We start from the raw sequence: 15,698 nt of genomic DNA on the forward strand, positions 1-15,698 counted from the left end.
TCTCGCGGTCAGGCGTGCACGTGGCCGTAGCGGTGCCGCGTGCGGCTCACTGCCTGCTCGCGCACGAACCCGAGCAGCTCACGCCGCCCGCTGGCGACGACGGGGGCGTCGAGGACGGTCACCGAGCCCAGGCGGGTGGCAGCCGCCTCCGCCAGCCCCGGAGCGTCACCGATCACGCGGACACGCCCGCTGACCTGCCCGCTCGCGACGGCGGCCGCAAAGTCCTCGTGGGACACGGGGGTCTCGTGCGGCACGCCCCAGCCGGCGTCCGAGGCCGGGACGACGACGGCGGGCACGCCCGCACGGCGCGCGGCGGCCAGCACGCGGCGCAGCTCGACCGGCAGCGCGCCGTCGCCGACGCGGACGGTGATCCGCTCGAGCGGCCGGTAGCGGAACGTGTTCTCCTCCACGGTCAGCCCAGACCGGTCGTGCCCGACGCCGATCTCGGCGTCCCAGGCCGCTTCGTCGGAGCGCTGGGCCCACGCGAGCCAGCCCTCGGGGTCGTTCCCGCGCGACGGCACGACGGCGGCGTCGTCCGCCCACGCGCCGAGCTGCGCGACGTAGTTCGGCCCGCCCGCCTTGGCACCCGGGCCGACGGCCGAGGCCTTCCATCCTCCGAACGACTGCCGCTGCACGATCGCCCCGGTGATGTGCCGGTTGACGTACACGTTGCCGGCCTCGACGCGGTCGAGCCAGGTAGCGATCTCGTCGTCGTCGAGGGAGTGGATGCCGGCGGTGAGGCCGAACGCCACCTGGTTCTGCAGGCGCAGCGCCTCGTCCAGGTCCGTGGCCCGCATGATGCCGAGCACCGGGCCGAACACCTCGGTGAGGTGGAAGAACGACCCTGGCGCGACGCCGTCGCGCAGCCCCGGCGACCACAGTCGCTCGGGCGCGATGCCGGCCGCCTTCGCGGCGTCGTCCAGGCGGCGCGGCTTGACCAGCCACGACTCCCCCGGCTCGAGGGTCGTCAGCGCGCGCTCGAGCTTGCCCGTGGCGGGCTCGGTGAGCGGCCCCATCACGTGCGACAGGTCGGTGGGGACGCCGACGTCGAGCGAGCGCACGGCGTCGACGAGCTGGCGCCGGAACCGCTTGCCGGTCTCGGTGGTCGCGTCGCCCACGGAGCCGACGAGGATGACCAGCGACGCGGCGGAGCACTTCTGCCCCGCGTGCCCGAAGGCCGACTTCATGAGGTCGGAGACGGCGAGGTCGAGGTCCGCCGACGGCGTGACGACGAGCGCGTTCTTGCCGGACGTCTCGGCGAGCACCGGGCGCTCGGGGCGCCAGCCGGCGAACATCTCGGCCGTCTCGATCGAGCCGGTGAGGACGACGCGGGCCACGTCGGCGTGCGTCACCAGGTGCTGCCCCAGGTCGCCGTCCGGCACGCGGACGAACTGCACGACGTCGCGGGCGGTCTGCGGGTCGAGCCCGATCTGGTCGGCGACCTCCGCGATCCCGGCGACGGTGGCCTCGACCGCGAGCTCGTAGCAGCGCGGCGTGGGCGGTGCGGGCTTGGCCAGCACCGCGGAGCCCGCGGCGAGCGCCGCCACGACGCCGCCCGTCGGGATGGCGACGGGGAAGTTCCAGGGCGGGGTCACCAGGGTGACGCCGTCGGGGGTGAAGACCGCGCCGTCCACCTGCTCCAGTGCCTCCGCGGAGGCGGCGTAGTAGTTCGCGAAGTCGACGGCCTCGCTGACCTCCGGGTCGGCCTCGGCCACGGTCTTGCCGGGCTCGTGCACCATCGCCGCGACGAGGTCTGTGCGCCGCGTCTCGAGCTGGCGCGCCACGGCACGCAGCGCCGTGGCGCGGTCGGCGGGGGCGACCGCGGCCCAGGCACGCTGCGCAGCGACGGCACGCGCGACGGCGTCGTCGATCTGGGCGGTCCTGGTCGCCTCGGGCGCCTGCACAGACACATAGCCCGAGCCCGGTCCGACGACGGCCTTCGCCCACTCGCGGTGTGCAGCGACGGCGGGGTCGGTGTCGACGGCGTTGCGGAACTCCGTGCCGGCGCCTGCCGTGCCGGCGCCTGCCGTGCCGGCGCCTGCCGTGCCGGCGCCTGCCGTGCCGGAACCGGCGTCGGCCGCCGGTGCCGCGAACCTGTCGGCCCGGCGCGGGGCGACGTCGGACGGCGCGTAGTCGACGCCGTCCGCGACGGACGCCCGGAACGCGAGCTCCTGGCGGCCCATGGCCGAAGTCTCGACCCCGGCGCTGGCCGCCTGTGGCGCGAACGCGGCGTGCAGGAAGTTCTGCTCGGCGGCGTTCTCCTCGAGCCGTCGCACCAGGTAGGAGATCGCGACGTCGAAGTCCTCGTCGCGCACCACCGGCGTGTACAGGACGACGTGGCCGCCGTCCTTGGCGACCTCGTCGCGCACGAGCCGCGCCTCGATGGGCGCCATGCCCTGCAGCATCTCGACGTCGAGGCCGTCGGTGACGCCGCGGGTGCGGGCCAGCAGGACGGCGAGCGCCACGTGGAACAGGTTGTGCGAGGCCGCACCGAGGCGCACGGCGGAGGTCCGCTCGGGGCGCAGGTGGTGGTCGAGGATGCGCGCGTAGTTGGCGTCGACGTCCGGCTTCGTGGGGTACGGGGCCTGCGCCCAGTCGTGCAGCTCGGACTCGACGTGCTCCATCGCGAGGTTCGCGCCCTTGACGAGGCGCACCTTGATGCGGGCTCCGCCGGCCGCGACCCGCTCCTGCGCCCACGCGGTGAGGTGGTCGAGCGCGCCCATGGCGTCGGGCAGGTAGGCCTGCAGGACGATGCCGGCCTCGAGCCCCGCGAACTCGTCGCGCCCCAGGATCTCGGTGAACACCGCGGTGGTCAGCGCGAGGTCCTTGTACTCCTCCATGTCCAGGTTGAGGAACACGCCGTGGTCACGCGCCGCGCGGTACAGCGGCAGCAGCCGCTCGACGACACGGTCCCGGGATCCCTCGAGGTCCCACGTGACGAGCTGCGCCGCGACGGAGGACACCTTGACCGACACGTAGTCGACGTCGGGCCGCTCGACGAGCGCGATGGTGCGCGCGAGGCGCGCCTTGGCCTCGTCCTCGCCCAGCACCGCCTCGCCGAGCAGGTTGACGTTGAGGGTGTAGCCCTCGGCGCGCGTGCGCGCGAGATGGCCGGCGAGGCCCTTGCCCGCGTCCGCGACGAGGTGGCCGACGAGCTGGCGCAGGCGGATGCGCGCCGCGGGCACGACGACGGAGGGCAGCACGGGTGCCACGAGGGCGCCCACCTTGAACAGCGTCCGGTCGACGGGGCCGAGGAACGTCGCCGCGCCGGCGTCCCGGCCCAGCCGGGCCAGGGCCGTGGCGGCCACGCCCACGTCGTGGGGGCGGGCGACGTCGTCCACGAAGCCGACGGCCAGCTCGAGCCCGGCGGGGTCCGAGACGAGCGACCCGAGGCGCTCGGCGGTGGCCCGCGTCCGGCGGTCGGCGCGCGTCGTCGAACCGCCGGCGCCCTGCGGTGACGAGCCCGAGGCGACGGCGATCCAGTGGTGGGCGAGGGCGACGGCGTCCTCGACGAGGGCGTCGGCGCCCTGGTGCTCTGCGGGCGCGCCATCGCGCGCGGGAACAGTGGTGCTCATCGCACCAGGCTGCACCCTGTCGCGCGCACTCGTCTTGTACGATCGCACCCGCGATGAGCGCAGAATTCGACAACACCTCCGACGACGGCGGGTGGACGCAGGACGCGGGTCTGCTGTCCGCGCTGTCCCCCGTGATGGTGGCGCTCATGGACGAGCTGTCCGACGTGATGTTCTGCGCCAAGGACGCGTCCGGGCGCTACATCGCGGTGAACCAGGTCTTCGTGCGGCGCACCAACGAACGCTCGCGTCGCCAGGTGCTCGGCCGGCGCGCGTCCGACCTCTTCGTCCCCGAGCTCGCCGAGCGCTACGAGGCGCAGGACGCGGAGGTGCTGCGCACGGGCCGCCCGCTGCGGAACGAGCTCGAGCTCATCCGCCGCGTGGGCGGCACCCCCGGCTGGTTCCTCACGTCCAAGCTGCCGCTGCACGACGGCGCGGGCCGGGTGACCGGGCTCGTGTCGGTCTCGCAGGACCTGCGCTCCGGGGACGCCGACGACGCGACGATGGACGCGATGGCCCGGCTGGTGACCGCCGTGGACGCCCACCTGGACGCCACGCCGGAGGTGGCGCTGTCCGTCGCCGACCTCGCCAGGCTGGCGGGGAGCACCCCGGCGGTGCTCGACCGTCGCGTGCGCAAGGTCTTCGGGCTGTCACCGCGCCAGCTCGTGCTGCGGGCCCGCGTGGACCGTGCCGCGCACCTGCTCACGTCGACGACGGCGCCGCTGGCGCAGGTCGCCACCGTCGCCGGCTTCTACGACCAGCCATCGTTCACGCGTACGTTCGCCCGGCTCACCGGCGAGACACCGTCGTCGTTCCGGCGGCGGGCGCGCGCCGGAGGCTGAGCCGGCCTGGCCCCGGGTCCACGCCGTCCGCCGCGCAGCGCGATCAGGGACGCCTACCCGCTGAAGACCGGCGCGATCGGCTTGTCGAGCAGGGGTGGAGCGCCATGCAGCCCGCGCCAGGCGTCGGTCCGTCGGCGTTCGCGCTACCGTGGCCCCCGAGGCCCAGACCCGGGCCGCGCCACCTCCGCCGGCCCCACCCGGACGGCGGCACCGTGTCCAGGAGGACCCGTGACAATGACGTCGATCACCGACGACACCTCCCTGCCCGACGCCCCCGCGCCGACCCAGGGTTCCCCGCTCGCCACCGCGCACACCCAGCTCGCGTCGGCCGTGGAGATCCTGGGCTACGACGCCGGCCAGCACCAGATGCTGGCCACTCCCCGCCGCGAGATCCACGTGGCCGTGCCGCTGCGACGCGACTCCGGCGAGACCGTGCTGTTCCACGGCTTCCGCGTGCAGCACAACATCTCGCGCGGGCCCGGCAAGGGCGGGCTGCGCTACGCCCCCGGCGTCGACATCGACGAGGTGCGCGCCCTGGCGATGTGGATGACGTGGAAGTGCGGCATCGTCGACCTGCCGTACGGCGGCGCCAAGGGCGGCGTCGCCATCGACCCGCGCGACTACTCGACCGCGGAGCTGGAGCGTGTCACCCGCCGGTACACGTCGGAGATCATGCCGATGATCGGCCCCGACACCGACATCATGGCCCCCGACATGGGCACCGACGAGCAGACCATGGCCTGGGTCATGGACACCTACTCCGTCAACCGCGGGTACACGATCCCTGCGGTGGTGACGGGCAAGCCGCTCGCCGTCGGCGGGTCGCGCGGGCGCGGTACCGCCACGAGCGCGGGCATCGTGCACGTCACCGCCGCGGCCCTGGAGGAGGCGGGCGTCCCGCTGACCGACGTGACCGTGGCCGTGCAGGGCTTCGGCAAGGTGGGCTCGCACGCCGCAGCGATCTTCGCCGCCCGCGGGGCGCGCGTCGTCGCCGTGAGCGACCAGTACGGCGGCCTGCGCAACGACGCGGGCATCGACGTCGACCGGCTCTTCGCGCACGTCGGCGCCACGGGCTCTGTGGTCGGTTTCGACGGCGCGGACGCCCTGTCGAACAACGACCTGATGGGGCTCGAGGTCGACGTCCTCGTCCCGGCCGCCGTGGAGGGCGTGCTCGACGAGGACTCCGCCGCCCGCGTGCGCGCCCGCTGGGTCGTCGAGGGCGCGAACGGCCCGACCACGACCGGTGGCGACGCCGTCCTGGCGAGGAACGGCGTCACCGTCGTGCCCGACGTGCTCGCCAACGCCGGCGGCGTCGTCGTGTCGTACTTCGAGTGGGTGCAGGCCAACCAGACGTACTGGTGGTCCGAGGAGGAGATCGCGGACCGGCTCGAGCAGCGCATGAAGTCCGCGTTCGCCGACGTGTCCGCGCTCGCGCGCCGCGAGAGCATCTCGCTGCGCGACGCAGCACTGGTCATCGGCATCAAGCGCACGGCCGAGGCCCACACCACGCGCGGGCTGTACCCCTGATCGGCACCTCGTGACAACGCCCCTGGCCAGGGAGCCTGACGCCTCGGACGGGCACCCTCGCCAGGGACGGTCCGGGGCCGCTAGGGCCCGCGCGTCGCTGCCGGGCGACGACCTGGTCGGCCGGCTGCGCGCGGCGGGCTGCGTCTTCGCCGAGGAGGAGGCGGAGTTGCTGCTCGAGGCGGCCGCGACCTCGGACGCCGATCAGGTCGGGATCGGCTCCGGGACATGGCGGAGCGACGAGTGGCGGGCGAGCCCCTGGAGCACGTGCTCGGCTGGGTGTCCTTCGCCGGCCGGCGCTGGTCCGTGGGCCCCGGCGTGTTCGTCCCCCGACGGCGCACGGAGCTCATGGTGCGCACGGCGCTGACGCTCGCCGCCGCACGCCGGCCGGGCGTCGTCGTCGACCTGTGCTGCGGGTGCGGCGCCGTGGGCGGGGCGGTGCTCCAGGCCCTCGGCCCGGCGCCCGCGGTGCGCCTGGTCGCGTCGGACGTCGAGCCCGCCGCGACCCGGCACGCGCGCCCCAACCTCGAGCCGCTCGGGGCGGTCGTCGTCGACGGGGACCTGTTTGCCGGGATACCGCACGAGCTGCGCGGGCGCGTCGACCTGCTGCTGTGCAACGCGCCCTACGTGCCCACCGACGCGATCTCGACGATGCCGCCGGAGGCCCGCGACCACGAGCCCACGGTGGCGCTCGACGGCGGCGGCGACGGGCTGGACGTGCTGCGACGGGTGGTCGGCTCCGCCCCGAGCTGGCTCGCGACCGGTGGATCGTTGCTCTTCGAGGTCGGCACCGGTCAGACGGCCGCGGCGACGGCCCTCGTCGAGCACGCCGGGCTCGTGCCGCGAGTCGTCACCGACGAGGACCCGGAGGCCGACGACGCGACGGGCGGGACGGTCGTGGTCGCCACCGCCGGCTGAGCGCTCGCGCGGCGCCCGCCGAGGTCACGACGCCGTGGACCGGGCGCGCAGGACGGCCACGGTCGGGCCGACCACCGCCACGGCGGCGGCGACGCCCGCCGCGAGGGCGACCGTCTGGTCCACCAGCGGGCCCTGGCTGCGCGCCACCGCGATCCAGGCGAGCCCCCAACAGGCGGCCAGCCCGACGGCGAGCGCGATCATCGGCCTGCGTGCTGCACGGACGCCGACCCCGACGACGATCAGGGCGGCCACCACCGCGAGGACCGTGCCCCAACCAGTGGCACCGAGGCCCAGCCCGCCGACCTCGGAGGCGGTGAGCGCGGCAGCGACGTTCGCCAGGGTCGCGACGCACACCCAGCCGAGGTAGAGCCCGACGGTGACCTCGGACGCGACGGCGTCCAGCACGCGCGCCGAGGGCAGCCGGAGCAGGCGCAGCAGCACCACGCACAGCACCACCACGAGGCAGGCGATCACCACCACGCTCCCCCACAGCCAGCCCGCCTGGACCACGCCGATCCACACGGCGTTGAGCAGCATCGAGGCGAGGACCCACCAGCCGACGGCGCGCATCCGGGGGTCCGCCGCGCGCCCGGGCAGCGCCTGCACGACGGCGAACAGCACCAGGCCGACGTAGATCACGGACCAGATCGAGAAGGCGGGGCTGCCGGGCGCGACGACGGTGGCCTCGGCGGACAGCGCGCCGTCCGCCGCCTGGGCGATCGGCTGGCCGCCCGCGGCTCCGGAGCCGATCGCGGCGCCCGCCACCGCGAGCACGGCCCCGACGGCCACGACGACCTGGCGGACGCGGTCGGCGCGGGTCGGATCGGTGGTGCGGCCAGGGTCGGTGGTGCGCGTCGGATCGCTCATCGGTCCAGCATGACAAGTCTCCGTGAACCCGCAGGTCGGGGGCGCCACCGGTCGAGCCCGCCGGGACCCGTCCTGCCTGGGCCTTGGTTCCCCATGACCCGGCAGGCCGCCGTCAGGCGCGGGGCTGGGCGTCCGCCCAGTCGGCCAGCGTGGTGCGGGGCCCCGTGTAGAACGGGACCTCCTCGCGCACGTGGCGACGGGCCTCGGTGGCCCGCAGGTCACGCATGAGGTCCACGATCCGGTGCAGCTCGTCGGCCTCGAAGGCGAGGAGCCACTCGTAGTCCCCCAGGGCGAAGGCGGACACCGTGTTGGCGCGCACGTCCTTGTACCCCGCGGCGGCCATGCCGTGGTCGCGCAGCATGGTGCGGCGCTCGTCATCGGGGAGCAGGTACCAGTCGTAGGCGCGCACGAACGGGTACACGCACAGGTAGTCGCGCGGCGCCTCCCCGGCGAGGAACGCCGGGATGTGCCCGCGGTTGAACTCGGCCGGGCGGTGCAGTGCCGCCACGGACCACACCGGCTCCAGTCCGCGGCCCAGCGCCGTGGTGCGCAGCCGCCGGTAGGCACCCTGCACGGCCTCGATGCTGTCGCCGTGCGTCCACAGCATGAGGTCGGCGTCGGCCCGCAGGCCGCCCACGTCGTACCAGCCCCGCACGACGACGTCGCCGTCGGTCGCGGCAGGGTCCCGGCCGGCGTCCGTGGTCGAGCCCCAGGCAGCGTCCTCGGCCTGGGCGACGAGCTCGGCCCGCTCGGCGTCGTCCTGCGGGAGCGTCTCCGTCAGCGCGAAGACCGACCACATGGTGTAGCGGATCTGCTCGTTGACGCCGGCGGTCTCCATCGGCTGGCCGGTGTCGCCGTGCGTGTGCTGGGTCATCGGTGCATGTCCTTCGAGCAGAGGGCCGGGATACCGCTGGGCTCGCCGTCGCGGCGCAGGCAGCAGTCGGGCGGCGTGACGGACGGGAACGCGGGCAGCGTCCCCACGACGGCCTCGGTGACCTGCTCCCCGCGGGCCAGCGCGGCCCGCTCCAGGATCAGGTCCACCAGGCCGGAGACGAATGCCGGTCGGGTACCGACGGTGGCCGCACGGACAGCCGTCATGCCCAGCTCGGCCGCGGTGGCCAGGGCCTCCGTGTCGAGGTCGTAGACGACCTCCATGTGGTCGGAGACGAAGCCGATCGGGGACAGCACGACGTCCGTCAGACCTTGCCCGGCACGCTCGGTCAGCAGGTCGTTGACGTCGGGCTCGAGCCACGGCTGCGAGGGCGGGCCGGAGCGCGAGCAGTAGGCCAGCTCCCAGGTGACGGCGTGGCCGCGCGCCTCGGCGACGGCGTCGGCGACCAGGGTCGCGACGTCCATGTGCTGGTCCGAGTACGTCGCGTGCCCGACCCCGGACGCGGCCTCCATCGTGTCGGGGATGGAGTGCGTGACGAAGACGAGCTTCGCCACGGCGGGGTTGCCGCCCTGGCGTTCGAGCTCTTCGAAGGCCTCGAGGACGGCCTCGACGTTGGCCTGCACGAAGCCCGGGTGGTTGAAGTACGAGCGCACCTTGTCGAACTGCACGCCCGTGGAGCCGTCGGGGCCGAGCTGGCCCCGCTCGTCCAGGGTGAGGGCGAGGTCCTCGCGGTACTGGCGGCAGCCGGAGTACGAGGAGTACGCGGACGTCACCAGGGCGACGGCACGGCGCGCACCGAGGCGCTCCAGCTCGTCGATCGCGTCGGTGGTGTACGGCGCCCAGTTGCGGTTGCCCCACACGACAGGCAGGTCCAGGCCGCGCTTCGCGATCTCCGCCTCGAGGGCCGCCTTGAGCGCGAGGTTCTGCTCGTTGATCGGGCTCTTGCCGCCGAACCCGTAGTAGTGCTCTCCGACCTCCTCGAGCCGGGCGTCGGGGATGCCCTTGCCGGCGGTCACGTTCCGCAGGAAGGGGACCACGTCCTCCGGGGCGTTCGGGCCACCGAAGGAGTACAGGAGCAGGGCGTCGTACGGGCCGGCTACGGCCGACTCGGGAGTCATCGGCATGGTCGTCATCCTCCCACTCGCCGGGGGCCGGACCTGCGGGGAACCGGACGGATCCGACGTGACGTTGATGGCTACAGGTTGTCATCTCGGTGGCATCTCGGTGGCATCTCGGTGGCGTAGCGCCCCGGGCACGACCCGCCTCACCGCGGCCGGTCCGCGATCCGCGCCTGGGCGGCACGGAGCCGGTCGAGCAGGGCGGTGAGCTCTTCCAGCTCGGCGGGTTCGAGCCCCAGCCCCACGTACTCGGCGATGGTGCGCACGTGCGCCAGGCCGGTCTCGCGCTGCAGCCGCGCCCCCTCCTCCGTGAGCCGGACCAGGGTGCCGCGCGCGTCGTCGGACGGCACCGCGCGCGTCACCAGCCGGCGCACCTCCAGGCGGTCCACGAGCCGCGACAACGACGACTGCGCCATGAGCATGCCCTCGTTGAGGTCGCGCAGGCGCAGCTCACGCCCCGGTGCGCGCGACAGCGTGAACAGCACGTCGTACTCACGCATCGACACCTCGTGCCAGATGTCGTCGGCCTGGAGGCGCCGCATGATCGTCACCTGGGTACGGAACAGCGACTCCCACGCGGCGGCGGCCAGCCGCGGGCTGGTCGTCGGCGCTGCGGGCGACGGGGTCGGCGCGGGCGACGGCGCGGGCGACGCTGGAGGTCCGGTCACCGTCGCAGTGTGCCGCAGCCCGCCGACAGCCGCAGGTCAGCGGCCGAGGCGACGCTCGCGCCGGGAGAAGTCACGCAGCGCACGCAGGAAGTCGACACGGCGGAAGTCCGGCCAGTAGGCCTCGCAGAAGTAGAGCTCGGAGTGCGCGCTCTGCCACATGAGAAAGCCGCCCACCCGCAGCTCGCCGGACGTGCGGATGACGAGCTCCGGGTCGGGCTGCCCCTTGGTGTAGAGGTGGGCGGCGATGTCCTCGACGTCGATGCGCTTGGCCAGGTCCTCGAGCGTCGCGCCCTGCGCGGACTCCTGCTTGAGGTAGGAGCGCACGGCGTCCGCGATCTCGTACCGGCCGCCGTAGCCGATCGCCACGTTGACCTGAAGCCCCTCGACGTCGTCGGTGGCCGCGGCGGCGTCGCGGATCGCGGCGGCGACCTCTTCGGGGAGCAGGTCGAGCCGGCCCATCACCCGCAGGCGCCAGCGGCGCGAGGACGCCAGGTCCTGCACCGCGTCCCGGATGATGTCGAGGAGATCGGCGAGCTCCTCGCGGGGCCGGGCGAGGTTGTCCGTGGACAGCATCCACAGGGTGACGACCTCGACACCCAGCTCCTCGGCCCAGCCGAGGAACTCCGCGATCTTGTCCGCGCCCCGGCGGTGTCCCGTCGCCGCGGTCTCGCCGAAGGAGCGCGCCCACCGCCGGTTGCCGTCGAGGATCACTCCGACGTGCCGGGGGATCTGCTGGGCCGGCAGCGCAGCGGACAGACGCCGCTCGTACAGGCCGTAGAGCAGGTGGGGCATGCGCACGCGAGGACCTCGGTGGATCAGGCCGCGTCGGGCCGGCATCGCAGGACGCAGGCACGCGGCGGACGGGACGGACGAACCGGGACAACGTTACCGCTCCGGATGCGACCCCCCGGCAACCTGACCATGATCTTCACGGCCGCGGTTCGACCCGCGCGTCACGCGTGACCTACGCTTGCGTAACCTACGGATGCGTAGGTTAGTTCCAGGAGCAAGGAGTCCCCCGTGGCAGGAGCCGCACCGAAGGATGGCCGGCAGGCTTCCGTCGACACCCCCGTCGACGCCGCTCGCGACCCGCACGTCGACACCACCGCGGATCCGCACGGCGACGCCGACGGGGTGGTGCCCACCCTGCTCAAGCCCTTCCTGCGCGGCTGGATCCACGCCGTCACCGCCCCGTTCGCGCTGGCCGCGGCGATCGTGCTCGTGGTCCTCGCAGACTCCACGGCGGACAAGGTCGCCTGCGCCGTCTTCGGGGTCACCGCCGTCATGCTCTTCGGCACCAGCGCGGTCTACCACCGCGGCACCTGGTCGCCCCGGACGGCGGCCCTCCTGCGCCGGCTCGACCACGCCAACATCTTCCTCATCATCGCGGGGACCTACACACCCCTCGCGGTGATGCTGCTGCCGCCTTCGACGGCGACGTTCCTGCTCTGGGTCGTCTGGAGCGGCGCGCTGCTCGGCCTCGTCGCGCGCGTGCTGTGGATGGGAGCGCCGCGCTGGCTGTACGTGCCCGTCTACGTCGCGCTCGGCTGCGTGGCCGTCGGCTACATCGGCCAGTTCTCCTCCGCCGGCGGGGCCGCCGTCGGCTGGCTGGTCGCTGCGGGCGGCGTCGCGTACATCCTCGGCGCCGTCATCTACGGCACGAAGTTCCCGAACCCCTCGCCGCGCTGGTTCGGGTTCCACGAGATCTTCCACGCGCTGACCGTGGTCGGGTTCTCGTGCCACACGGTCGCGATCTTCCTGGCCGCGACCTAGAGGTCGTCTCGCCGCGGCCGCGGCGCGCCACGCCGACACTCAGGGCACCACGACACTCAGGGCACCACGACGCTCAGGGGCGTGGCACGACGACGTAGCGGCGGTTGGCCAGCGACGGGTTGTGCGCCCGCACCTGGGCCAGCGGCTCCGGGTCCAGGTCGACGGTGGCCACCTGCGGCGCGTCGTCGAGCTCCAGGCCGACGACGCCGTCCGGGCCCGCGAGCAGCGACCGCCCCACCAGGCCCTCGCCCGCCATCCCGACGCCCACGACGACGGCGGTGTTCTCGATGGCCCGCGCGCGCAGCAGGGTGCGCCAGTGGTCGTCCTTGAGCGGACCGGCCACCCAGGCCGCGGGCACCACGATGACGTCGGCCCCGGCGTCGACCACCCGGCGCGCCGACTCCGGGAAGCGCAGGTCGTAGCAGGTGACGACGCCGAACCGCAGGTCCCCGACGCGCACCACCAGCGGCGGCGTGTCCGCCGGGCCGGCCTCGAGCCGGTCGGACTCGCGCGTCCCGAACGCGTCGTACAGGTGCACCTTGCGGTACACGCCGACGAGGGCACCCGTGTCGTCCACCGCGACGACGGCGTTCGACACCCGTCCCTCGCCCGCCCCTGCGCCCGACGTCCCGCGCGGCACGGCACGCGTCGATCCGGTCAGGGCTCGCAGCGACCCGGTGATCGCGGGGATCTGCCCGGTGAGCGCCGCCTGGCCGGGCACGGGCGGCGCCTCGCCGGTGGCCGGGATCGTCGTGCCGGCGATCACGGCGATGCGGTAGCGCGCCGCGTTCTCCCGCAGGGCGCTGACGAACGGCCCGTCGAGGGGCTCGGCGTGCTCGGTCCCGACGCCCCGGGCGTCGTAGCCCGAGGCGTACTCGGGCAGGGCCAGCAGGTCCGCGCCGACGCGCGCGGCGGACACGAACGCGTCCGCCACCGCCTCCCGGTTCGCGGCGTGGTCGCCCGAGGCGGCGAGCTGCGCCACCGTGAGGCGCACCGGGGTCGTCACCGGCGGTCCCCGTCGTCAGGCTCCCCGGGACCCGACCCGTCGCCGTCCCGGCCGTCGGCGTCCGGCCCGCCCGGCACGGCCGGCCCGCCCGGCGCCTGCGAACTGTCCGAGCGACGACCGGAGCCGACCCGACGCGGCTCGGTGACCGGCAACCCCAGGTCCTCCGCGTTGCGCGTGGCGCGGCGCAGGTGCCGGGTCAGGGACAGGAAGAGCAGCACGCAGGCGACCGCCACGGCGAACGTGGCCACGAACCCCTCGAGGCCCGGGGTGACCTCCAGCTCGCTCGGCCCCTGACTGGGGCTCGGGCTCGGGGTGGTCCCGGCAGCGAGGACGGCCCAGGCGGGCAGCGACCCCACGACCGACGCGAGGCTCATCGGACCGCCTCCCGCACGCCGGCGAACAGGTCGTCCTCGGGCAGCGTCGTGGGCACCCGCGAGTCCGCGAGCTCGTACTCCTCCGTGGGCCACACGTCGATCTCCACGTCGCGCGGCACGGCGAAGAAGAATCCCTGCGGGTCGATCTGCGAGGCGTGCGCCACCAGGGCGTCGTCCCGCTGGGAGAAGTGCTCGGCCGCCTGGATCCTCGTCGTGACCTCACGCTCGGGGATCTCGCGGGCGGTGCGGGACTCGATCCAGTCGCCGAACGGCGACTCCAGGCCCGCCCCGAGCATCGCCTCGTGCACGGCACGCATGCGCTCCATCGAGAAGCCGTGGTTGTAGTAGAGCTTGCTGGGCTCCCAGGCCGCGGCCCCGCCGTCGACCACGTACCGGTCGGGGTTGCCCGCCGCGTGGTAGGCCTCGACGGCGACCTCGTGGCACTTGATGTGGTCAGGGTGCGGGTAACCGCCCGTGGGGTCGTACGTCGTCATGACGTGCGGCCGGAACTCGCGGACCAGCTCGACCAGGGGCGCCGCCGCCTCCTCGAGCGGGGCCAGGGCGAAGCACCCCTCGGGCAGCGGGGGCAGCGGGTCGCCCTCGGGCAGGCCCGAGTCGACGAAGCCGAGCCACGTCTGCCGCACGCCGAGCGCCCGGGCGGCGGCGGCCATCTCCAGCCGGCGCACCGCGCGGCGCCCGTCGATCGAGGTGAACTCGTGCCCTTCCGGCACCTCGAAGCTCGGGTTGAGGACGTCGCCGCGCTCGCCGCCGGTGCAGGTCACGACGAGCACCTCGACCCCTTCGGCGGCGTATCTGGCGGTGGTCGCGGCACCCTTGCTCGACTCGTCGTCAGGGTGCGCGTGCACCGCCATGAGACGCAGCGGCTCGTGCGAGGCGGAGGACACAGTCCCTCCCGGGTCGGTCGGCAGCAGGGTTCAGGGACAATGGTGCACCATGAGCGCCCCCACCGAGTCCACCCCACCGGCCGACCGGTACGGCACGCGACCAGCCCGGCGGCCCTCCGGACGGCTGGGAAAGGTGGCGGTCGTCGTGGCGCTGGCCGCCGCCGTGGGCCTCGTGGCGTGGTTCACGATCGCCGACCAGCGGTCCAACCCGGTGACCGGCGAGATGGTCGCCTTCGACGTGCCGGGTCCCGAGCAGGCGCAGGCCACCTTCCAGGTGCACATGCCGGCGGGCACGACGGCGGTGTGCGCGCTGGAGGCGCAGTCCACCAGCCACGCGCAGGTGGGCACGCTCGAGGTGCCGGTGGGCCCGAGCGAGGCGACCACCTCGACCTACACCGTGACGGTGCAGACCTCCGAGGAGGCCACGACGGTGGTCATCGACGGCTGCACCCCCACGGACTGAGCACGGACCGAGCGTTCGCCCTGGGCAGATTTCGCGCAGAAACCCGCCGTTTTCTCGGGTTTCACGCGGTGGCAGGCTATCCTGAGGGATTCACACGCAGTCCTGACCCCACCGACGCGCGTGTCGACGCTCGTCGGCAGCATGCGCGCGGCCCGGAACAGGCCCAGGAGCACCACGGAAGGAGAGCCCTCGTGACCGAGAGCACCGTCACCTGGCTCACCCAGGAGGCTCACGACCGGCTGAAGGCCGAGCTGGAGCATCTCTCCGGCCCTGCCCGCACCGAGATCGCCGAGCGCATCGCCGCCGCCCGCGACGAGGGTGACCTCAAGGAGAACGGCGGGTACCACGCCGCGCGCGAGGAGCAGGCCAAGAACGAGGCCCGGATCCGCGAGCTCACCGAGAAGCTGCGCAGCATCCGGATCGGCACGCCCGCGGACGACGGCATCGTCGAGGCCGGCATGGTCGTCACGGCGGTCGTGGCCGGCGACGAGATGACGTTCCTCCTCGGGTCGCGCGAGATCGCCGACACGACGGATCTCGACGTGTACTCCCCGACCTCGCCCCTGGGCGCCGCCATCGACGGCCGCCCCATCGGCGAGAAGGTGTCGTACACCGCGCCGAACGGCAAGGAGATCCCGGTGGAGATCAAGGGCGCCAAGCCCTTCTCGGGCTGAGTCCCTCCACCCCCGGCTTCACCGACGGGGGGGGGGGGGCGGGGGCCCCCCGGGGCGCCGCGCCGAGTGGCGGGACAGGGGCCCCCCGGGGGCGGGGAAGGA

The 15,698-nt window shown here is 74.1% G+C and carries 15 protein-coding genes; 6 read left to right on the forward strand and 9 right to left on the reverse strand.

From position 1 onward, the window contains the following. Positions 1-8 precede the first annotated feature (8 nt). Positions 9-3,575, reverse strand: coding sequence for a proline dehydrogenase family protein (locus tag LEP48_RS05475; RefSeq protein WP_225564574.1), 3,567 nt, complete (start codon positions 3,573-3,575; stop codon positions 9-11). A 53-nt stretch (positions 3,576-3,628) separates the two neighbouring features. Between LEP48_RS05475 and LEP48_RS05480 the strand changes: the two genes are divergently transcribed. The 3 genes from LEP48_RS05480 to LEP48_RS05490 all read left to right on the forward strand — a co-directional run bounded on the left by LEP48_RS05480 (position 3,629) and on the right by LEP48_RS05490 (position 6,856). Continuing rightward, positions 3,629-4,414, forward strand: coding sequence for a helix-turn-helix domain-containing protein (locus tag LEP48_RS05480; RefSeq protein ID WP_225564575.1), 786 nt, complete (start codon positions 3,629-3,631; stop codon positions 4,412-4,414). Between the two features lie 234 nt (positions 4,415-4,648). Continuing rightward, the gene (locus LEP48_RS05485; protein WP_225564839.1) at positions 4,649-5,941 is read left to right on the forward strand and encodes a Glu/Leu/Phe/Val family dehydrogenase; all 1,293 of its coding nucleotides are present in this window, start codon (positions 4,649-4,651) and stop codon (positions 5,939-5,941) included. A gap of 225 nt (positions 5,942-6,166) precedes the next feature. Next, on the forward strand, positions 6,167-6,856 hold the full coding sequence (locus LEP48_RS05490) for a putative protein N(5)-glutamine methyltransferase (RefSeq protein WP_255640734.1): 690 nt from the start codon (positions 6,167-6,169) through the stop codon (positions 6,854-6,856). 24 nt (positions 6,857-6,880) lie between these two features. On the opposite strand, the gene LEP48_RS05495 is transcribed toward LEP48_RS05490, so the two are convergent. The 5 genes from LEP48_RS05495 to LEP48_RS05515 form a co-directional block, all read right to left on the reverse strand. Then, positions 6,881-7,723, reverse strand: a complete 843-nt coding sequence (locus LEP48_RS05495; protein ID WP_225564576.1) for a tryptophan-rich sensory protein — start codon at positions 7,721-7,723, stop codon at positions 6,881-6,883. Positions 7,724-7,835: 112 nt separating this feature from the next. After that, positions 7,836-8,597 (reverse strand): hydrogen peroxide-dependent heme synthase, encoded by a 762-nt coding sequence (gene hemQ / locus LEP48_RS05500; RefSeq protein ID WP_225564577.1) that lies wholly within the window; start codon positions 8,595-8,597, stop codon positions 7,836-7,838. Then, positions 8,594-9,739: a ferrochelatase gene (locus tag LEP48_RS05505; protein ID WP_225564578.1), complete on the reverse strand. Its 1,146-nt coding sequence runs from the start codon at positions 9,737-9,739 to the stop codon at positions 8,594-8,596. Before LEP48_RS05505 ends, hemQ begins: the two co-directional genes overlap by 4 nt. Positions 9,740-9,879: 140 nt before the next feature. Next, complete coding sequence (locus LEP48_RS05510; RefSeq protein ID WP_225564579.1) at positions 9,880-10,401, reverse strand: MarR family winged helix-turn-helix transcriptional regulator; 522 nt, start codon at positions 10,399-10,401, stop codon at positions 9,880-9,882. Positions 10,402-10,437: 36 nt separating this feature from the next. Continuing rightward, on the reverse strand, positions 10,438-11,199 hold the full coding sequence (locus LEP48_RS05515; protein ID WP_308009982.1) for an isoprenyl transferase: 762 nt from the start codon (positions 11,197-11,199) through the stop codon (positions 10,438-10,440). A gap of 222 nt (positions 11,200-11,421) precedes the next feature. On the opposite strand from LEP48_RS05515, the gene trhA reads away from it, so the two are divergent. Further along, the gene (gene trhA / locus LEP48_RS05520) at positions 11,422-12,174 is read left to right on the forward strand and encodes a PAQR family membrane homeostasis protein TrhA (RefSeq protein WP_422723800.1); all 753 of its coding nucleotides are present in this window, start codon (positions 11,422-11,424) and stop codon (positions 12,172-12,174) included. A 73-nt stretch (positions 12,175-12,247) separates the two neighbouring features. On the opposite strand, the gene LEP48_RS05525 is transcribed toward trhA, so the two are convergent. From LEP48_RS05525 to mca, 3 genes are read right to left on the reverse strand one after another with little or no spacing between them, the layout of a single operon-like run. Next, a complete protein-coding gene (locus tag LEP48_RS05525) occupies positions 12,248-13,180 on the reverse strand; it encodes a carbon-nitrogen hydrolase family protein (protein WP_225564580.1) in 933 nt (310 codons plus the stop codon). Further along, positions 13,177-13,554, reverse strand: coding sequence for a hypothetical protein (locus LEP48_RS05530; RefSeq protein WP_225564581.1), 378 nt, complete (start codon positions 13,552-13,554; stop codon positions 13,177-13,179). The genes LEP48_RS05525 and LEP48_RS05530 overlap by 4 nt, the downstream gene beginning before the upstream one ends. Continuing rightward, complete coding sequence (gene mca, locus LEP48_RS05535; RefSeq protein ID WP_225564843.1) at positions 13,551-14,426, reverse strand: mycothiol conjugate amidase Mca; 876 nt, start codon at positions 14,424-14,426, stop codon at positions 13,551-13,553. Before mca ends, LEP48_RS05530 begins: the two co-directional genes overlap by 4 nt. A gap of 82 nt (positions 14,427-14,508) precedes the next feature. Here mca and LEP48_RS05540 point away from each other — a divergent pair, with 82 nt between their 5' ends. Both LEP48_RS05540 and greA read left to right on the forward strand, forming a co-directional pair. Then, on the forward strand, positions 14,509-14,922 hold the full coding sequence (locus tag LEP48_RS05540; protein ID WP_225564582.1) for a DUF4307 domain-containing protein: 414 nt from the start codon (positions 14,509-14,511) through the stop codon (positions 14,920-14,922). A 191-nt stretch (positions 14,923-15,113) separates the two neighbouring features. Beyond that, a complete protein-coding gene (gene greA / locus LEP48_RS05545; protein WP_225564583.1) occupies positions 15,114-15,596 on the forward strand; it encodes a transcription elongation factor GreA in 483 nt (160 codons plus the stop codon). Positions 15,597-15,698 lie beyond the last annotated feature (102 nt).

The organism is Isoptericola luteus, from assembly GCF_020297055.1.
Classification (GTDB): Bacteria; Actinomycetota; Actinomycetes; order Actinomycetales; family Cellulomonadaceae; genus Isoptericola; species Isoptericola luteus.

Bases quoted from the DNA above. Each gene is read 5' to 3' on its own strand.
- LEP48_RS05530 (WP_225564581.1), bottom strand. From the start codon at position 13,554: ATGAGCCTCGCGTCGGTCGTGGGGTCGCTGCCCGCCTGGGCCGTCCTC.
- mca (WP_225564843.1), bottom strand. From the start codon at position 14,426: ATGGCGGTGCACGCGCACCCTGACGACGAGTCGAGCAAGGGTGCCGCG.
- LEP48_RS05480 (WP_225564575.1), top strand. From the start codon at position 3,629: ATGAGCGCAGAATTCGACAACACCTCCGACGACGGCGGGTGGACGCAG.
- LEP48_RS05495 (WP_225564576.1), bottom strand. From the start codon at position 7,723: ATGAGCGATCCGACGCGCACCACCGACCCTGGCCGCACCACCGATCCG.
- LEP48_RS05540 (WP_225564582.1), top strand. From the start codon at position 14,509: ATGAGCGCCCCCACCGAGTCCACCCCACCGGCCGACCGGTACGGCACG.
- LEP48_RS05475 (WP_225564574.1), bottom strand. From the start codon at position 3,575: ATGAGCACCACTGTTCCCGCGCGCGATGGCGCGCCCGCAGAGCACCAG.
- hemQ (WP_225564577.1), bottom strand. From the start codon at position 8,597: ATGACCCAGCACACGCACGGCGACACCGGCCAGCCGATGGAGACCGCC.
- LEP48_RS05505 (WP_225564578.1), bottom strand. From the start codon at position 9,739: ATGCCGATGACTCCCGAGTCGGCCGTAGCCGGCCCGTACGACGCCCTG.
- LEP48_RS05490 (WP_255640734.1), top strand. From the start codon at position 6,167: ATGGCGGAGCGACGAGTGGCGGGCGAGCCCCTGGAGCACGTGCTCGGC.
- LEP48_RS05485 (WP_225564839.1), top strand. From the start codon at position 4,649: ATGACGTCGATCACCGACGACACCTCCCTGCCCGACGCCCCCGCGCCG.